Genomic DNA, 18,015 nt, shown 5'->3' on the forward strand with positions numbered 1-18,015 from the left:
TATACTAAACTTTAAGGTTTAATTCTTTTTCTTTTTCATAATAGCCTGTATCTCATCGATTGTCAGTGCTTTGTTGTAGATAGCGATGTCGTCGAACATAAATCCGGGATCCGGATCGCCCCATGTCCATGCCTGATTTCCGCCCAATGAGATGTATTTCAAGTCTGCACCGTTGGTGAATATTCCGGAGATGGTATTGCCGTCACCGCTGCCTGATACTGTCCATGAATTAGCGACTTCTCCGTCGAGGTAGATTTTGCAGGTGGTAGTCGTGAGAACAGCCGTGTAAAGATGCCATTCATGATCCTTCAGCCAGTCTTCCTCACAAACGATTCCATCTGCTGCATATTCCGAACAATAAACGGTGTTGACACCTTTCTCGTTCTGTGCGGCGGTGAAGTCTGTCCATCCGTTACAGTTTATTTGGGCGAGTCCGCGGGATTGCAGGACAAACAATGGCCATATATTCTCTGATCCTGCTGACGGCTCATTTCCGTACGCTGTGAACAGCGGTGAATAACGGTAATCATCCGACCCTCCGGCATTCTTGGCATTCACCCATACACTGATACTCACTTCCTGAGATTCTACGGAGTGGGAAAGAGCATCCTGAGGCAACATCAGATAATTAGTGCCTTTAGAGCCGGCTACGTTCTGGAATATTTGTCCGAAACCTTTGTCTTCCACTGAAACTATTTTGCCCGAACCTACGATTTTTGCATCTCCGGCTCCTTCTTCAAAGGTATTGATGTAGACGGGAGTCGGCAGAGCCAATGTCTTGTCTTCCATAATCTGCTTGATCTGTTCCGGAGACAATTCTTTGTTATAGACTGCGAAGTCGTCAAACATGAATCCCGGATCGGGATCGCCCCAGTCGAACGCCTGATTTCCGCCTAAAGTGATGTATTTGTAGTTGGCACCATAAATGAATGCACCTTCAATTGTATTGTTATCTCCGGTACCTGCTACCTGCCATTCGTTCTTCAGTTCGCCATCCATATATACTTTGGCGGAAGTAGCGGTGAGAGTTACTGTATAGTAATGCCACCCATGATCGGCTAACCAGTCAGTGGCGTCATGATATAGAGCATTGGTACCATTTACATTCTGTGCATCATCAAAGTTGCACCATCCGGCATTATTCAGTTGTAATGTTCCTCTTACATACAATGCAAACATAGGCCAGTTGTCTGTATTGGCAGTACCTGCTATGCCCGGTGCCTGTCCGTGAGCGCTGAATAATGGTGACCACATATAAGTGGATGAGATTCCGGCATCCTTCGCATTCACCCACATACCGATAGACATTTCCTTCGTTTCGGCAGAATGTGACATAACATCTTCCGGAAGCAACAAGTAATTCTGACGCATTCCTCCGGGGATATTCTTGAATACGGTTCCGAAGGCGCTATTATCATCTGTAACAAAGCTGCCACCGCCAATGATCTGTAGTCCGGTAGTCGTTTCGAAAGTAGCTTGATAAACAGGATCCGGCACATATACTCCGCCACCGATATTCGGTCCCTGAGCATCGCTGTCCGAGAAGGTATTTGTCCAGATCTTCAGATCATCGTAATAGGCTTCGGCTGTTTCCGTATCCGAACCATAGCCTAAATATATATAGGTGGCAGATGACAATAAATCGATCATATTGGAATAATCGAAGTCACCTACGCTCACAGCCCTTGTCTTTCCGGAACTGATGCTGGCATGGTTGTTGGTATCGTATTTCTTGGTGCCATCGATATAAATGGCGTATCCTTTCCCTGTGAAAGTCAAGGCAACATAATGCCATGTCCCGTAAGGTATTGCGTTCGTTACACTGACTTCCGGATCATTTACGTCCAGATAGCCTCCTGTGCCGGTATAGCTCAGAAAAGCATTTGCAGTGAAATACAGTTTGTTCGTTCCATCACTGAAAGAGATCAGTGCACCTGTATGGTCTGTTTTAGTCGGCTTTACGAAAAAACTGAATGAGACTCCTGTCTGGATATCTGCACCGATAAGAGGGTTGGGAATGCGGAGATATCCGCCGTTGGCGTGCATAACTCCACTTTCTCTTTCGTCATCCTGTACGATTTCCGGTATCTCCTGATCTGCACTGTATGCAAAACCTTCTCCCGATACAGGTGTTTCGCCTTCGGTGGCAGTAGAGTTGAAATCTTCGTCAAATGTAAATTCAGCTATTAATTTAGCGGAGGTATCCGGCTTTGCCGGAAGTTTTTGATTTCCTGCCGGTGGATCGGCTTCTCCCCAATCCTGACAAGAACTCATGCTGAGAACGGTAAGAATTGCCATAAGTAGTAACGGCCATTTCCTTGTCTTCATAGATATTGATATTAATGGTTCAACAATAATTCTACTCGTTGTAGTGTCGCAAAAATACAACCGATGAGTATATTAAAGGTGGACAAATGAATTTTCGAGGTGGATAAACGACTATATAAGTGTCTTTTTTACACTTCGAGTATAATCTCGGATGGATGTCTCTTAAAATCAGCTCATTTAAAGACGAAGGGCTGCTATCATTGTTTCATAATAGCAACCCTTATATCAGTTATTCTTCGTTATTCAGCAGTGCGCTTGGTGTCACATTGAAATGTTTCGTGAAGCATCTTGTAAAATATTTGGGATCATTGAATCCTACTTCGTAGGCAACTTCCGCTATATTCATATTCTTTGTTTCCCGATTCTTCAGAATCAATTCCCGTGCGATGTTCAGTCTGTAATTCCGGATGAACTGTCCGGCGGACTGACCGATTAAGTTTTGCAGTTTTTTGTTCAGCAGGCTTTTGCTTACCCCGACGGCTTCACAAAAATCGCTGACTTCGAAATACGAGTTTTTGTAGTTCTCTTTGATAACCTCCATTATCTGATTGAGGAACTTCTTATCACCGGATTCTTCTTCCATATTGAGTATGTCCACGTCCATATCAAGTGTAAATTTACGCTGATATCGTTTCCGGTTCTCCAGAATATTTTGAATACGGGTCAATAATAATGTTTCATCAAAAGGTTTCAGCAGATATTCGTCCACTCCCATACGATAGCTTTCCAGTCGGGCTTCTTGTGAGGTTTTGGCAGTCAGCATCAGGAAAGGAATATGCGAAATGGCAAATGTTTCCTTTACCTTTCGGGACAGCTCGATTCCGTCCATGACAGGCATCATCAAATCACTGATAATAAAGTCTATTGGATTACTGTTAAGTATATGTAGCGCTTCTTCGCCATTTGCAGCTTCCAGCACATGATACTGTTCACGAAGAATAGAGCGGATATATCCCCGCATATCAGCATTATCCTCCACAACCAGCATATTTAAAGCTTCTTTCTCTTTGGGAGAGCCGTAATCCTGAACAGGGATTGAGGACGAATCGTTGTGATCAATAATGATTGTCTTTTCGTCTTTTCCTTCTTCCCGTTGCAAGGGGAGGAGGATGCGGAAAGAGCATCCTGCATGACGGTTATTGAATGCTTTGATCTCTCCGCCGTGCATTTGTACAATCCGCTTGCAGAGGTATAAACCGATGCCAGTGCCTGCTTGTCCGTATACCGGATATTTCACTTGATTCTGTGACTGGTAGAAGCGGTTGAAAATCCGGTTGAGGTCTTCCTCAGGGATGCCCGAACCACTGTCTTTGACACAAATATACAGAGTCTCTTTTTCACTGTCTTTGGCGAAAAGAGCAGATAGGTAGAGAGACACAGTTCCCCCGTTCGGAGTAAACTTGATAGCGTTACTCAACAGATTGGTGACCACCTTACGCATTGCTTCCTCATCGTACAAAATCTCCGGCATCTCCATCCGGTAATAGCGTTTGAGCACAATGTTCCGCTCTTGGGCGAATACTTCAAACGGAGTGATCAGTGAATCGATAAATTTCAGAAAATTTCCCCGAGTCTTCACAATCTCCAGTTTGCCGGACTCTACCTTCCGGAAATCCATCAACTGATTGACGAGAGACAATAGATATTTGGAATTGCGTTCTACGAAGTTTAATTGCTCAATGACTTGCGGATTGTAGCTTAATTTCAATGCACGTTCGATAGGACCGATAATGAGAGTAATCGGCGTGCGGAATTCGTGGGTAATATTCGTAAAGAATGAAATCTTGTCAAGCGTCAATTCCTGCACTTTGCGGGACATACGAATCAGTTGTGCCTTCTGCCTCGTGATTTTCTCATTCTGCTGAATCAGCATCTGATTTTGGCGCGACAGTTCTTCCGTTTGATTCTCTAACAGATGCTTCTGCTGTTCCAGTTCATGAGTGCGCTCTTCTACCGTGCGGTGCAGATATTCTTTCTGCCGTTTCAGATTGCGGATGCGCCATTGATAGAATTGCCATACACTGACAGACAACAATGCGATGGTGAGTAGAATGAACCATACAGTCTTATAGAAATAAGGTACAATCGTAATCTTCAGTTCCGTTATGTTTTCTCCCTCGTTCTCACCATCAGGAGTGTATCTGACCTGTAGAGTATATGAACCGGGAGGTAAATTCGTATAACTGGCGAAACGACGGTTGCCCGGAATCTGTACCCATTTATCGTCAAAACCGACCAGACGATAACTGTATATGGCTGTATTGTTTGACTCAAAGTTGAGCGCTGCAAATTCGAGTGAGAAAGATTTTTCTTTTTCATGCAGCCTCAGTTCCGTCGTTATGGCAATGTCTTCCGACAGGTATTCGCTGCCCGGCAATATTTCTTCATTACCTATCCGCAGGCGGGTGAAACGGACTTTGGCAGCCGGAAGAGACGCCGCCGGACGATTGCTTTCGATTGCAACCAATCCGCCTACACTGCCGAAATAGAGTAAGTCATGAGAAGAACCGCATGAGGCGTTCCAATAAAACTGTGTGTCAATCAGACCATCCTGTATGGTATAGTTAATGAAGCGATTCTCTGCCTGATGATAACAGGAGAGTCCATTATTGGTGCTGATCCATAAGTTACCGTTGTTATCTTCCAGTATTCCCCGAACACTGTTGTTCGGTAGTCCTTGCGCTGTGCTATAAGAGATAAACTGTTCTTTTCCTTGAGCATCGATTTTTCGTTGATAAATGCCATATCCGTTACTGCCCAGCCATAAAGTACCGTCCTTACCTTGATAAAAGCAGGTTATTTTCTCAATCAGGCGGGAGGACGGATCGTCCAGTTTGTAGTTCAGGTGCCTGTACTGGAATTCTCCTTTAGAGGAACGGGAATGCAGATCGATGATATAAACCCCTTCCAGACAACCGACCCAAAGTTTACCCTCCTTATCAATAATGGAACCGATACAGCCATGAATATTTTCAGCAGCCTTATCCGGTAACGGAGCAGTTATTTCCTTTTTTACCGGATCATAAAAATAGAGTCCTTGATTGGCGCCTATCCATATACCTTCATTAATAGGGTCATAATTCAATACTCCGATAAAGTTAATCGGAAAGCCTCCGCCGGTCTGTGAGGAAATTACCTCCAGTATCTGTCGGGGAGCTTTCAGATCAAGCAGGTTGAGACCTCCTCCCCATGTGCCAATCCATAGGTGGTTGTCGGCATCGGAAGTCAGGGCACTGACGGAATTGTGACTCAGTCCTCCGTGTTCACGTGTATAATGGGTAAAATCTTCGCTGTTCCGTTCTTTTCTGTTCAGTCCGCCTTCCACTGTCCCTACCCATAAGGTTCCGTATGCATCTTCATAAATTGCATTGACAGGATTATAGGATAGACTTGACGGGTTTTCCTTGTCATGTCGGTAGCTCCGTATCGATAGTTGTCGTGGATTTAACAGATTGATACCTCCGGTTTCCGTACCGAACCAGATATGCTCTCCATCAGTCAATATGCAATTAATAAAGTTGCTGTTCAGCAGATTGGTACCGCCATTCGGAAGGTCACAGGCTATACGTTCAAAATTATCCGTCATCGGGTTGTAGATATTAATGCCACGTAGCGTCGCGACGATTAACTGTTTGTCGCTGGTGATAGCTAAACTTGTCAGGTAATTTTGCGATAGCGAATAGGAATTGCCGGAATCATGCTCATATCGTTTTATCACATTGCCGCTTTTATTATAACGGAATAGTCCGCGGTCACTGGAGATCCAGACTTCATTCTCTTTGCAGAGGAAATCCGAAATATAAGTTCCCGTTTCGAACTTCAGGCAGTCGGCTATGGGGATGGTTATCAGTCTCTTTTGCGGACTTAATGCCACTTTTCGTATTTCTCCATTGTTTCCCATCCATATTTTTCCATCCTCGTCAATGTCTTTCAGAGCAATGTCCGGACCATTCAGATAGACGGGACTGAGGGTAGACAGGATTTGCACTTCTCCTTTGTCATTGAATTCGATACGGTGAAGGGCATTGTCGCAATGAAGCCAGATACAGCCTTGCGTATCTTTCATGATACGGGTAGCCGGTAGTTCCAGTATCTTTGGAAGTATCCCTTTCGGGTCACGGGGGATAATCGGTTTTAAAGTGGATAAGTCAATAATATCCGTTCCCCCTTCGGAGACGATCCAAAGGCGTTGGAAGGCGTCTTCACAGACATTGCGTATAAAGTTGCTTTTTAGTTTGCATTGGTGATTATTGGGAGTGTAGTTTACAAACTCATAGCCATCATAACGGGAAAGCCCGCCTCCGGCAGTCGAAATCCACATAAATCCCCGGCTGTCTTTGTACAGATCGTCGATAAAATTATGTGGAAGCCCCTCGTTCATGGTCACATACGTAATATTATAGCGGTCGGCAAAACGTTCCTGTGCCCGAACCTGCCCGGCCAGTGAACAGATACTATATATTATAAGGTATATAAGTAGGTGTTTTTTCATATATGTACGTATTAATAAGGGCAAAGTTAGAAGAATCTCTTCAATCACAAAAATGAGAAGAACTTCTTTTCAGCAGATTATCGGATTGTCCACCAATCGTGTTCGTATGTCCACCTTTCATAGGGGAAACGGGACGTATTTTTGTAGCATAATTGATGAACGAATACACAGATATTATGAAAAACTTGTTTTTGCCAGTTCTTTTAGTAGCAGGCAGCTTCTTTGCAAGTTGCACTTCTGCCGTGTTTACTCCGACTCCTTCTGCTAATCCTTGGGATGATAATTATTTATCAGTAGCCAAAATGGAAGATTACCGTCAATGGGGAACATACAATGTACACGATCCGTCCTGCCGGAAGTTGGGCGACTATTACTATATGTATTCTACAGATGCAATTTTCGGTGAAAACCGGAAAGAGGCGAGAGAGAAAGGCGTGCCGTTGGGATTTATCCAGATGCGCCGTTCCAAGGATCTGGTACACTGGGAGTTTCTGGGATGGGCATTTCCGGAAATACCGGAAGAAGCTGTCCAATGGGTACAATCTCATGCGAATGGGCAGGGAGCAACTAATATCTGGGCACCATATATCATTCCTTATAAAGATAAATACCGCCTCTACTATTGCGTATCCGCATTCGGACGTAAGACATCCTATATCGGACTTGCCGAATCAACTTCTCCCGAAGGGCCGTGGACGCAGAAGGGCTGTATCGTTAAAACAGATGATTCTACCGCGATGAATGCCATCGATCCAAGTGTTATAGCCGACGAGAGTACCGGTAAATGGTGGATGCACTACGGCTCCTTCTTCGGTGGTCTGTATTGCGTCGAACTGAATCCGGAAACCGGATTGGTTTTAAACGAAGGCGATTGGGGCCACCTTGTAGCACGACGTGCCAACTATCGGAAGGATAATCTCGAAGCACCGGAAATTATCTATCATCCGGAGCTGAAACAATATTATCTTTTCACTTCCTATGATCCGCTGATGACGACTTATAATGTACGTGTCAGCCGTTCGGATGCCGCCGAAGGTCCGTTTACGGACTATTTCGGTAAGGCAGTGAAGGATACAACCAATAATTTTCCGATACTGACCGCACCATACCGTTTTGAGAATCATACCGGATGGGCGGGTACTGCACATTGTGCTGTCTTTTCAGATAATGAGGGAAACTATTTTATGGCGCATCAGGGACGTCTGTCACCGCAAAATCAGTTAATGGTGTTGCATATACGGCAGTTGTTCTTCACTCCCGAAGGCTGGCCAGTCGCTTCTCCCGAGAGATATGCAGGGACTGCTTCGCGTCAATTCAGCAAAGAAGATCTGGTCGGTGAATGGGAAATCATACGAGTGCAGGAACCGGCATACGAACGTCAGCTGGAAGCCGGACAGATTTTATGGGGAGAAGGAGAACTGAAAGAGAAGGAGTGGAACCTGTCCACCCGAATGACTTTGGCAAAAGACGGCACGTGCAAAGGGCAGATGACCGATAACGAATGGAATATAGTTCAAATGAATGGAAAATGGTCCTTTTTGACCGAAAAACATCTATTAATGGTAGATTTGAACTCGGAGAAGATTGAGAATCTGGTTATCTTTGCAGGACACGATTGGGAGAACGAAACCGAAACAATTCTCTTTACCGGACTCGATAGCCGGGGACGTTCTGTCTGGGGAAAAAGAATCAAATAACTATATATAATTTTATTGAAAACCATGAGAAGATACACAGAATTACTGGCTGCATTAGCCTTATCTACCGGCATGGCACTTCATGCACAAACCAATGAAATGGTGATCCAGGCTAAGAAGTTGGGTGCTGAAATCCAGCCGACAATGTACGGACTCTTTTTTGAAGACATCAATTATGCTGCCGATGGCGGACTTTATGCCGAACTGGTAAAGAACCGTTCATTCGAATTTCCCCAGCGTCTGATGGGATGGAAGACTTATGGAAAGGTGACTTTGCAGGATGACGGTCCTTTTGAACGCAATCCGCATTATGTGCGTCTTGATAATCCGGGACATGCCCACAAGCATACCGGACTGGATAATGAAGGCTTCTTCGGCATCGGGGTTAAGCAAGGTGAAGAATACCGCTTCTCCGTATGGGCACGTCTGCCGCACGGAGGTACAGGTGAAAAGATACGTGTGGAACTTGTAGATACCAAGTCTATGGGCGAACATCAGGCTTTTGCCTCTCAGACACTGACCATTGATTCCAAAGACTGGAAGAAATATCAGGTAATCTTAAAAGCGGGTGTTACCAATCCCAAAGCAACGCTTCGTATTTTCCTTGCTTCCCAGGGTACGGTAGACTTGGAGCATATTTCTCTTTTCCCTGTCGATACTTGGAAGGGGCATGAGAACGGTCTTCGCAAAGACCTTGCGCAGGCTTTGGCGGATATTCATCCGGGAGTTTTCCGTTTTCCCGGTGGTTGCATCGTTGAAGGTACGGATCTCGAAACCCGTTATGACTGGAAGAAATCCGTGGGCCCGGTAGAAAACCGTCCATTGAACGAAAATCGCTGGCAATATACTTTTACCCATCGTTTCTATTCGGATTATTATCAAAGCTACGGACTGGGATTCTATGAGTATTTCCTTCTTTCTGAAGAAATGGGAGCGGCACCGCTTCCGATCCTGAACTGCGGGCTTGCCTGTCAGTATCAGAACAATGAAGAAAAAGCTCACGTAGCAGTTTGCGATCTGGACAGCTATATTCAGGATGCACTTGATCTGATCGAATTTGCCAACGGAGACGTGAACACGACTTGGGGGAAAGTACGTGCCGATATGGGACATCCGGCACCTTTCAATCTGAAATATCTGGGCATCGGTAACGAACAGTGGGGAAAAGAGTATCCCGAACGTCTCGAACCGTTTATCAAGGCTCTTCGCAAGGCACATCCGGAAATCATGATTGTAGGCAGTTCCGGCCCGAACTCCGAAGGAAAAGAATTCGATTACCTGTGGCCTGAGATGAAACGTCTGAAAGCTGATCTGGTAGACGAACACTTCTACCGTCCCGAAAGCTGGTTCCTCAGTCAGGGAGCACGCTATGATAACTATGACCGCAAAGGACCGAAAGTATTTGCCGGCGAATATGCTTGTCACGGAAAAGGAAAGAAATGGAACCACTTCCATGCTGCCTTGCTCGAAGCAGCCTTCATGACCGGATTGGAACGCAATGCCGATATCGTACATATGGCTACTTATGCGCCGCTTTTCGCTCATGTAGAGGGATGGCAATGGCGTCCGGACATGATCTGGTTTGATAATCTCAACTCGGTGCGTACCGTAAGTTACTATGTGCAGCAGCTGTACGCACAGAACAAAGGAACGAATGTACTGCCTCTCACTATGAACAAGAAACCGGTAACGGGGGCGGAAGGACAAAACGGACTTTTTGCCAGTGCAGTCTATGATAAGGATAAGAACGAACTGATTGTCAAAGTAGCTAATACTTCCGATAAGACACAGCCTGTATCCTTGACTTTCGAAGGTCTGAAAAAGCAGGATGTATTGTCCGAAGGACGTTGCATCACTCTTAGTTCACTCGATCAGGACAAAGATAATACGCTTGAACAACCGTTTGCCATCACTCCGCAGGAGACACCGGTAACGATCAATGGTCATGCGTTAACCACCGAACTCGGACCGAACACATTTGCAGTTTATAAATTCACGAAGAAATAAAATGAATAGCGTTAAACTAGTTATGATTTCATGCGCATTGGCAGCCTTTTCCGGGCTGTCTGCGCAGAATGACACTACTTTTGTAGCCAATGGCAATCCCATCATAAAATATAAATATACAGCCGATCCGGGTGCTATGGTGCATGACGGTAAGGTGTACATTTATGCCGGACATGACGAATGTCCTCCTCCCAGAGAACATTACCAGTTGAATGAATGGTGTGTATTCTCGTCTCCCGATATGAAGACATGGACGGAGCATCCAGTTCCTTTGAAAGCCAAAGATTTCAGTTGGGCAAAAGGGGAAGCATGGGCTAGTCAGGTGATAGAACGTGACGGAAAGTTCTATTGGTATGTGACAGTGGAACATGGCACTATTCACGGAAAATCCATAGGCGTAGCCGTATCTGATTCGCCTGTCGGTCCTTTTGTGGATGCCCGTGGTTCCGCACTGATCACCAATGATATGACGACCGAATTTACCAAGATCTCCTGGGAAGATATCGACCCGACTGTTTTTATTGACGACGACGGACAGGCATATCTTTATTGGGGGAATACCCAATGCTACTATGTCAAACTGAAAAAGAATATGATTGAGCTGGATGGTCCTATCGTACCGGTTCATCTGCCCCGATATACGGAAGCTCCGTGGATACATAAGCGTGGAGACTGGTACTACCTTTCATATGCTTCTGAATTTCCGGAAAAGATATGTTACGCCATGAGCCGTAGCATTACCGGACCTTGGGAATACAAAGGCATCCTTAATGAGATAGCCGGCAATTCCAATACCAATCATCAGGCTATTATCGAGTTCAAGGGCGACTGGTATTTCATTTATCATAATGGAAGCATCAATACAGCCGGAGGCAGTTTCCGTCGTTCTGTCTGCATAGACCGCTTGTATTATAACGAGGATGGTACCATGAAACGCATTCAGATGACAACGGAAGGCGTACAATAAACAGTAAATTATAGGGTTAGGTTAGATAATAGGTTTTAGCTTTTTTGTTAATTGAAAAGTAAGGGCGTCCTTCCATTCCGGAAAGACGCCCTTCTTATTTATTCTGATGAATAATAGCTTATTCTACTCTGCGAGAACCGTCACCGATTACCACATCGTATACTTTCGGACTTCTGCCGAATTTAGCTTTGAAAGCTTCTTTTGTCTTTTCAACGAAGTTGTCATACAGTTCGTTCTTGACAAGGTTGATAGTACAACCACCGAAGCCGCCACCCATTACGCGTGAACCGGTTACACCATATTCTTTAGCGCAATCGTTCAGGAAGTCAAGTTCTTCGCAGCTCACTTCGTACAATTTACTCATACCGTGGTGAGTTTCGTACATCTTCTGACCTACTGTTTCGTAATCGTCTTTTTCCAGCGCGTCGCAAACGTCAAGTACGCGTTGGATTTCTTCGATTACATATTCGGCACGCATATAGTCTTCAGCACTGATGTCAGCCTTAGCTTCTTCCAGCATATCCATTGTACAGTCACGCAGGAATTCTACGTGCGGATGTTTTTTCTGGATAGCAGCAACAGCAGCTTCGCAGCTCTGACGACGCTTGTTGTAAGCAGAAGAAGCCAGTTCGTGTTTCACTACTGAATCCATCAATACCAGGCGATAACCTTCCGGATGGAATGGGAAATACTGGTATTCCAGTGAACGGCAGTCCAGACGGATCAAGCTGCCTGCTTTACCAAATACAGAAGCGAACTGGTCCATGATACCGCAGTTTACACCGCAATAGTTGTGTTCAGTAGCCTGACCCACTTTAGCCAATTCAAATTTATCGATCTTACCTTCACCGAACAGTTCGTTCAGAGCGAAAGCATATGTACTTTCCAAAGCAGCTGAAGAAGACATACCGGCACCCAGAGGCACATCACCGGAGAAAGCAGTATTGAATCCTTTCACGTCTACGCCACGTTTGATCATTTCACGGCATACACCGAAAATGTATCTTGCCCAGCTTGCGCGGGGAGCATCCTCTTCGTTCAGGCCAAATTCTACATAATCTTTCAGGTCGATAGAATAAGCTCTTACTTTGTCAGTGCCGTTCGGTTTGATTTCAGCAAGCATACCTTTGTCCACAGCTCCGGGGAATACGAATCCACCGTTGTAGTCAGTATGTTCGCCAATCAGGTTGATGCGACCCGGAGAGGCATATATAAATCCTGTAGTTCCATCAAAATGCTTAATGAAGCGACTTCTTACGTGTTCTATATCCATGATAAATCAATTTTATAAGGTGAATAATTTAAATTCAGAGTTTTATTCTACTGGAATATCTTTATTTACATTTTTGCAACCTACCAGACCATAGTACAGCAAGTATGCCAGAGCAATGATGATTACCCAGTAACTTGGCATGAAACCGGCAACGTCAGCTACCCATCCCTGGATAACAGGCAGGATACCTCCACCACATACCAGTACCATAAACAGACCGGAAGCAGCAGCAAGATATTTACCCAATCCTTCTACAGCAAGGTTGAAGATACCACCCCACATGATAGAAGTACAGAAACCGACTAATACTAAGTACATAGCGTTGATGGGCACTTCTGCAAAACCGAATGACAAACCGCCGGTTGCACTTTGTTGAAGTACAGGCAGATTAACCAATGTTCCTGTAGAAGAGAAGATGGCAAGGAATACTAAAATCAATCCCAGTCCAGATGTAAATGTAAGCATCGCTTTACTGGAAACTTTTGCACCGAGTGAAGCACCGGCCAGACGACCGATCAACATCAGGAACCAATAAGTTCCTACTACGAAACCGGAGATAGTAGAAGCGATACCGGCACCGCCTTTTTCTACAGGGTCAGTAAGGAACAGGTTCAGAGTACCCGGTACACCTACTTCAATACCTACATATACAAAGATAGCGATAGCACCTAATACAAAGTGACGGAACTTCAAAGCACCTTTCATCAGTGTGCTGATCGGTTCAGTTGTAGTAGCAGCGTTTGGTTCCGGAATACGTACAAACAAAAGTACGAAGAAAGCGAAAGCGAACACAGCCATTGCGGTGTACATTACAGGGAAAATCTGAGAGATAGTAGCTTTTTCGATAGATCCGGCGATCAGGATACCAACGAACATCGGAGTGATGGTAGCCATTACAGAGTTGAAAGAGCCGCCCACCTGGATAAGCTGGTTACCTTTGTTACCTTCACCACCCAGTTTGTTCAACATCGGGTTTACTACAGTGTTAAGCAAACACATAGAGAAACCTGCTACGAATGCACCAATCAAATAAACGGCAAAAGCCATCTCAGGGCTTGAATGACCGGACAGGAACTGGATACCTACGCCGATAAAACCGATAGCTACTGCGATAAGTGCTGTTTTCTTATATCCCACACGTTGCAACAAGATACCGCTGGGGATACCCATTACTGCATAAGCTATAAAGTTACCGAAGTTTCCCAGCATACCCAAAGCATTGGATACGTCGAATTGGTTCTTCAGCACAATACCCATAGGAGCTGCGAGGTTAGTAACGAATGAAATCATACCGAAAAGGAAAATCATCGTGATAATGGCAATGATTTTTCCATTCTTTTTTTCTTGTGTCATGGTTCTATTAAAAATGTTAGTTTATAAAATTAGGTTAGTTATTTTTTTATCTTTTATTTTTCCACACCGAATTTGTAGATAGTCACCTGCTGGTATTCATCGCCCGGCAATAAAGTAGCCGAGGGGAAATGAGGTTTGTTCGGAGTGTCGGGGAAACATTGTGCTTCGAAGCAGATAGCGCTTCTTGCAGGGAATGTTGCTCCGTGAGCACCTTCGAATCCGTTCAGCCAGTTACCGGTGTAAAGCTGTACGCCGGCTTCGGTAGTATATACTTCCATGGTACGACCGCTATTCGGTTCGAAACAAGTAGCAGCCAGATCCAGTGAACCTGTTTCGATCTTGTTCAGTACATAGCAGTGGTCATATCCGGCACCGTAAATCAGTTGTTGGAATTTATCGTTGATGCGTTCACCTACGGCATGCGGAGTGGTGAAGTCCATCGGAGTACCTTCTACTTTGGCAATTTCTCCAGTCGGGATGGAAACCTCATCAATAGGCGTATAGAAATTAGCGTTGATAGTAACAATGTTGTTTTCGATAGTAGGAGTAGGATTGCTGATACCAGCCAAATTGAAGAAACCGTGATTAGTCAGGTTGACTACAGTAGCTTTGTCCGTTGTGGCACGATATTCGATAACCAATGCATTTTCTTCTTCTTCCAGGCGATAAACCATTTCAACCTCCAGGTTGCCCGGGAAACCTTCTTCGCCGTCGGCTGAGATATAATTGAATTGGATTATATTTTCAGCCAGTTGATCGGCATCCCAGACGCGGGCGTGAAAACCGGTGGGTCCTCCGTGCAGGGAGTTGGGTCCGTTATTGATAGTGAGCTCATGCTCTTCTCCATACAAAGTGAATTTTCCTTTGGCGATACGGTTGCCGTAGCGTCCGATAGTAGTGCTGAGGAATGGTTCCGGGCTGTTGACAACGTGGTCTATGCTGTCGTGTCCGAGGACAACGTTTGCATATTTTCCATTTTTATCCGGTACCATGATAGCGAGAATGGCGCATCCGTAGTTAGTTACGGCGACTTCCATTCCCTTTTTGTTTTTGAGGATAAATAAATCAGTTTCTTTATCATTTATCTCCTTTTGGAAATCTTTCCGGCTGAGCCCTGATAGATTCTCTTCTGTTGGGAATGTGTTATTCATGTCTGGTATTCTTAAAATTTTCTTGCAAATAAAGGTAAATTCTTTGTTACTCACAAATTATTCCGGCTAAATATAGTGGGTAGTTTAGGAAAGTTTAGCGTTCTCACTTAGGTTTCTGTATTTTTCATCCTTCTTTTCTTTTAAAGTGAACATTTTTTCGTATGTTTGTTCCCGGATTATAATAATCCGGGAGAATTTAATCTAAGTTTATTAACAAGAAAAACAAAAATGTATCCATTAAAATTCGAACCTATTCTGAAGCAGACGCTTTGGGGGGGCGACAAAATTATTCCGTTCAAGCATTTGAACTCAGACTTGAAAGGAGTAGGAGAAAGCTGGGAGATTTCCGGCGTAGAGGACAATGAATCTGTTGTGGCTAATGGCCCGGACAAAGGTTTAACCTTGGCTGATATGGTGAGAAAATATCGCGAGGAACTGGTTGGCGAAGCGAATTATGCTCGTTTTGGTAACAAATTCCCGTTGCTTATTAAATTCATCGATGCGAAGCAGGATCTGTCTATCCAGGTGCATCCGGCGGATGATCTGGCAAAGAAGAGACACAACTCAATGGGTAAAACGGAAATGTGGTATGTAGTGGATGCTGATAAAGGAGCGAAGCTGCGTTCTGGCTTTTCCGAGCAAATCACCCCGAAAGAATATAAAGAGCGTGTGTTGAACAATACGATCACCGATGTGTTGCAGGAGTATGAGATTAAGCCGGGAGATGTATTCTTCCTTCCTGCCGGACGTGTTCACAGTATTGGTGCCGGTGCGTTTATTGCCGAAATTCAGCAGACTTCGGACATCACTTACCGTATCTATGACTTCAACCGTAAGGATGCAAACGGAAAGACTCGTGAATTGCATACCGACCTGGCGCGTGAGGCCATCAATTACGAGGTGCTGGATGATTACCGTACCAAATACGAGGCAGTGAAAGATGAGCCGGTGGAACTTGTAGCTTGTCCGTACTTCACTACTTCCGTGTATGATATGACCGAAGAAATCAGCTGTGATTATTCAGAACTCGATTCATTCGTGATCTTCATTTGTATGGAAGGTGCATGCAGGATAAAAGACAATGAAGGTAATGAACTGAAAGTAGGTGCTGGAGAATCTATTCTGCTTCCTGCTACCACACAGGATGTAACAATTACTCCGGAAGCTGGAAACGTAAAATTGCTGGAAACATACGTATAAATAATAGACAATATTATTGATAAAAGTATAGACCGGGCAGGCGAGAAAAACTTTCTCGCCTGCTTTGCGTTATAGAAAGAAAGGTGTGCTGAAGAAGCCATCAAACAGATTAATGAAAAGCATTATGTACTTCCTTAGTTTGCTATTTTATGGTATTAGCCGGATTTTACCTCCACTTTATTTTTGATATTTTTTGGAAAGGTTTAAAAATCTGTTGTTAAATCGCTTTTTTCGTCTTATACTTGTATAAAATTACTAGTGATTATATAAGATGAATAAAAATGGATTTAGCCGTTGTGCAGAGTTGTATATCGGTCGTTTACGAAAAGAAGGGCGCTATTCTACTGCCCATGTTTACAAGAATGCCCTTTTCTCTTTTACCAAGTTTTGTGGCACAAAAAGTATAGCTTTCAGATACATCACCCGCGAGCGTTTGCGGCGTTATGGGGAGTATCTTTATGAAGCCGGTTTAAAGCCCAACACCGTTTCTACCTATATGCGTATGCTTCGGAGCATTTACAATCGGGGGGTGGAAGCCGGTAGTGCTCCATATGTGCACCGTTTGTTTCATGAGGTGTATACGGGTGTGGATGTTCGTCAGAAGAAGGCATTGCCTGTAGGTGAGCTTCGCAGACTTCTCTATGAAGATCCCAAGTCAGATTATCTGCGGAATACGCAAATGATTGCTGCTTTGATGTTTCAGTTCTGCGGAATGTCTTTTGCCGATCTGGCTCATCTGGAGAAATCATCTTTAGAACAGAATGTCATTCGATACAATCGCGTCAAGACCAAAACGCCTATAAGCGTAGAAATCCTGGATACAGCTAAAGATATGATTAATCAGCTTCGCAATCGTCAGCCTCCTCATCCGAATTGTCCCGACTACCTATTTAATATCCTCTCGGGAGATAAGAAGCGTAAAGATGAGAGTGGCTACCGCGAATATCAGTCTGCTCTCCGTCGATTTAATAATCGGCTGAAAGGGCTTGCGAAGGCCTTGCGCCTTACTTCTCCCGTGACTTCTTATACGCTTCGTCATTCTTGGGCTACTACGGCAAAATATCGGGGAGTTTCCATTGAAATGATTAGCGAGTTGTTGGGACATAAATCAATAAAGACGACACAAATCTACTTGAAGGGTTTTGAACTGCGGGAGCGCACGGAAGTAAATCGAATGAATTTATATTACGTGAGGAGTGCTCCGAATTCTCGGGTGTAAATATTCAAAGTTTTAATAATCAACACTAAAGTATGTATGTTACTTCTTAGGTAACGGAATTGATTTTGACGCAAAGATAGACAAAAACATAAATAGAGAACAAATAAAACCACATTTTTTTTAGTTTTATCCGAAATATAAGGCAAAAATATATTGTGACATGAAAAATGCTTATTTTTATGTCCAGCCACTTATATACCTAATTTCCACTGGAATATACCCCTTCTCTTAGGGTGTACACGCCCTCATTCATTTATTTGTCTTTGTTTTTAACTTTTCTCTTTTGGTACAGTATAGTTATGATTTTTTCCGTTACCTAAGAAGTAAC

Annotated in this window: 10 protein-coding genes; 5 read left to right on the forward strand and 5 right to left on the reverse strand. The window is 44.2% G+C overall.

Features of this window, described 5'->3' with window-relative positions; translation table 11 throughout:
- Positions 1 to 18: 18 nt before the first annotated feature.
- On the reverse strand, positions 19 to 2,328 hold the full coding sequence (locus tag HMPREF2794_RS00535) for a LamG domain-containing protein (protein ID WP_229112883.1): 2,310 nt from the start codon (positions 2,326 to 2,328) through the stop codon (positions 19 to 21).
- Positions 2,329 to 2,557: 229 nt separating this feature from the next.
- Positions 2,558 to 6,820 carry a hybrid sensor histidine kinase/response regulator transcription factor gene (locus HMPREF2794_RS00540; protein ID WP_070750542.1) on the reverse strand — a complete coding sequence of 1,421 codons (4,263 nt, stop codon included), beginning with the start codon at positions 6,818 to 6,820 and terminating at the stop codon, positions 2,558 to 2,560.
- A gap of 155 nt (positions 6,821 to 6,975) precedes the next feature.
- Here HMPREF2794_RS00540 and HMPREF2794_RS00545 point away from each other — a divergent pair, with 155 nt between their 5' ends.
- Genes HMPREF2794_RS00545 through HMPREF2794_RS00555 form a run of 3 tightly spaced genes read left to right on the forward strand, consistent with a single transcriptional unit; the run spans position 6,976 to position 11,491 of the window.
- Positions 6,976 to 8,517, forward strand: coding sequence for an arabinan endo-1,5-alpha-L-arabinosidase (locus HMPREF2794_RS00545; protein WP_010537659.1), 1,542 nt, complete (start codon positions 6,976 to 6,978; stop codon positions 8,515 to 8,517).
- 24 nt (positions 8,518 to 8,541) lie between these two features.
- Positions 8,542 to 10,524 carry an alpha-L-arabinofuranosidase C-terminal domain-containing protein gene (locus tag HMPREF2794_RS00550; RefSeq protein WP_070750531.1) on the forward strand — a complete coding sequence of 661 codons (1,983 nt, stop codon included), beginning with the start codon at positions 8,542 to 8,544 and terminating at the stop codon, positions 10,522 to 10,524.
- 22 nt (positions 10,525 to 10,546) lie between these two features.
- Positions 10,547 to 11,491, forward strand: coding sequence for a glycoside hydrolase family 43 protein (locus HMPREF2794_RS00555; protein WP_171033392.1), 945 nt, complete (start codon positions 10,547 to 10,549; stop codon positions 11,489 to 11,491).
- Positions 11,492 to 11,609: 118 nt separating this feature from the next.
- Here the strand turns inward: HMPREF2794_RS00555 and galK are convergent, their stop codons facing one another.
- From galK to HMPREF2794_RS00570, 3 genes are read right to left on the reverse strand one after another with little or no spacing between them, the layout of a single operon-like run.
- Complete coding sequence (galK, locus tag HMPREF2794_RS00560; RefSeq protein WP_008760656.1) at positions 11,610 to 12,764, reverse strand: galactokinase; 1,155 nt, start codon at positions 12,762 to 12,764, stop codon at positions 11,610 to 11,612.
- Positions 12,765 to 12,806: 42 nt separating this feature from the next.
- Positions 12,807 to 14,117 (reverse strand): sugar MFS transporter, encoded by a 1,311-nt coding sequence (locus HMPREF2794_RS00565; RefSeq protein ID WP_010537662.1) that lies wholly within the window; start codon positions 14,115 to 14,117, stop codon positions 12,807 to 12,809.
- Between the two features lie 53 nt (positions 14,118 to 14,170).
- The gene (locus HMPREF2794_RS00570; protein WP_070750535.1) at positions 14,171 to 15,268 is read right to left on the reverse strand and encodes an aldose epimerase family protein; all 1,098 of its coding nucleotides are present in this window, start codon (positions 15,266 to 15,268) and stop codon (positions 14,171 to 14,173) included.
- A gap of 228 nt (positions 15,269 to 15,496) precedes the next feature.
- On the opposite strand from HMPREF2794_RS00570, the gene HMPREF2794_RS00575 reads away from it, so the two are divergent.
- Both HMPREF2794_RS00575 and HMPREF2794_RS00580 read left to right on the forward strand, forming a co-directional pair.
- On the forward strand, positions 15,497 to 16,468 hold the full coding sequence (locus tag HMPREF2794_RS00575; RefSeq protein ID WP_010537664.1) for a type I phosphomannose isomerase catalytic subunit: 972 nt from the start codon (positions 15,497 to 15,499) through the stop codon (positions 16,466 to 16,468).
- Positions 16,469 to 16,739: 271 nt separating this feature from the next.
- Complete coding sequence (locus HMPREF2794_RS00580) at positions 16,740 to 17,687, forward strand: tyrosine-type DNA invertase cluster 3b (RefSeq protein ID WP_070750537.1); 948 nt, start codon at positions 16,740 to 16,742, stop codon at positions 17,685 to 17,687.
- Positions 17,688 to 18,015: the final 328 nt, after the last annotated feature.

The organism is Bacteroides sp. HMSC067B03, assembly GCF_001811315.1.
Taxonomy (GTDB): Bacteria; Bacteroidota; Bacteroidia; order Bacteroidales; family Bacteroidaceae; genus Bacteroides; species Bacteroides faecis.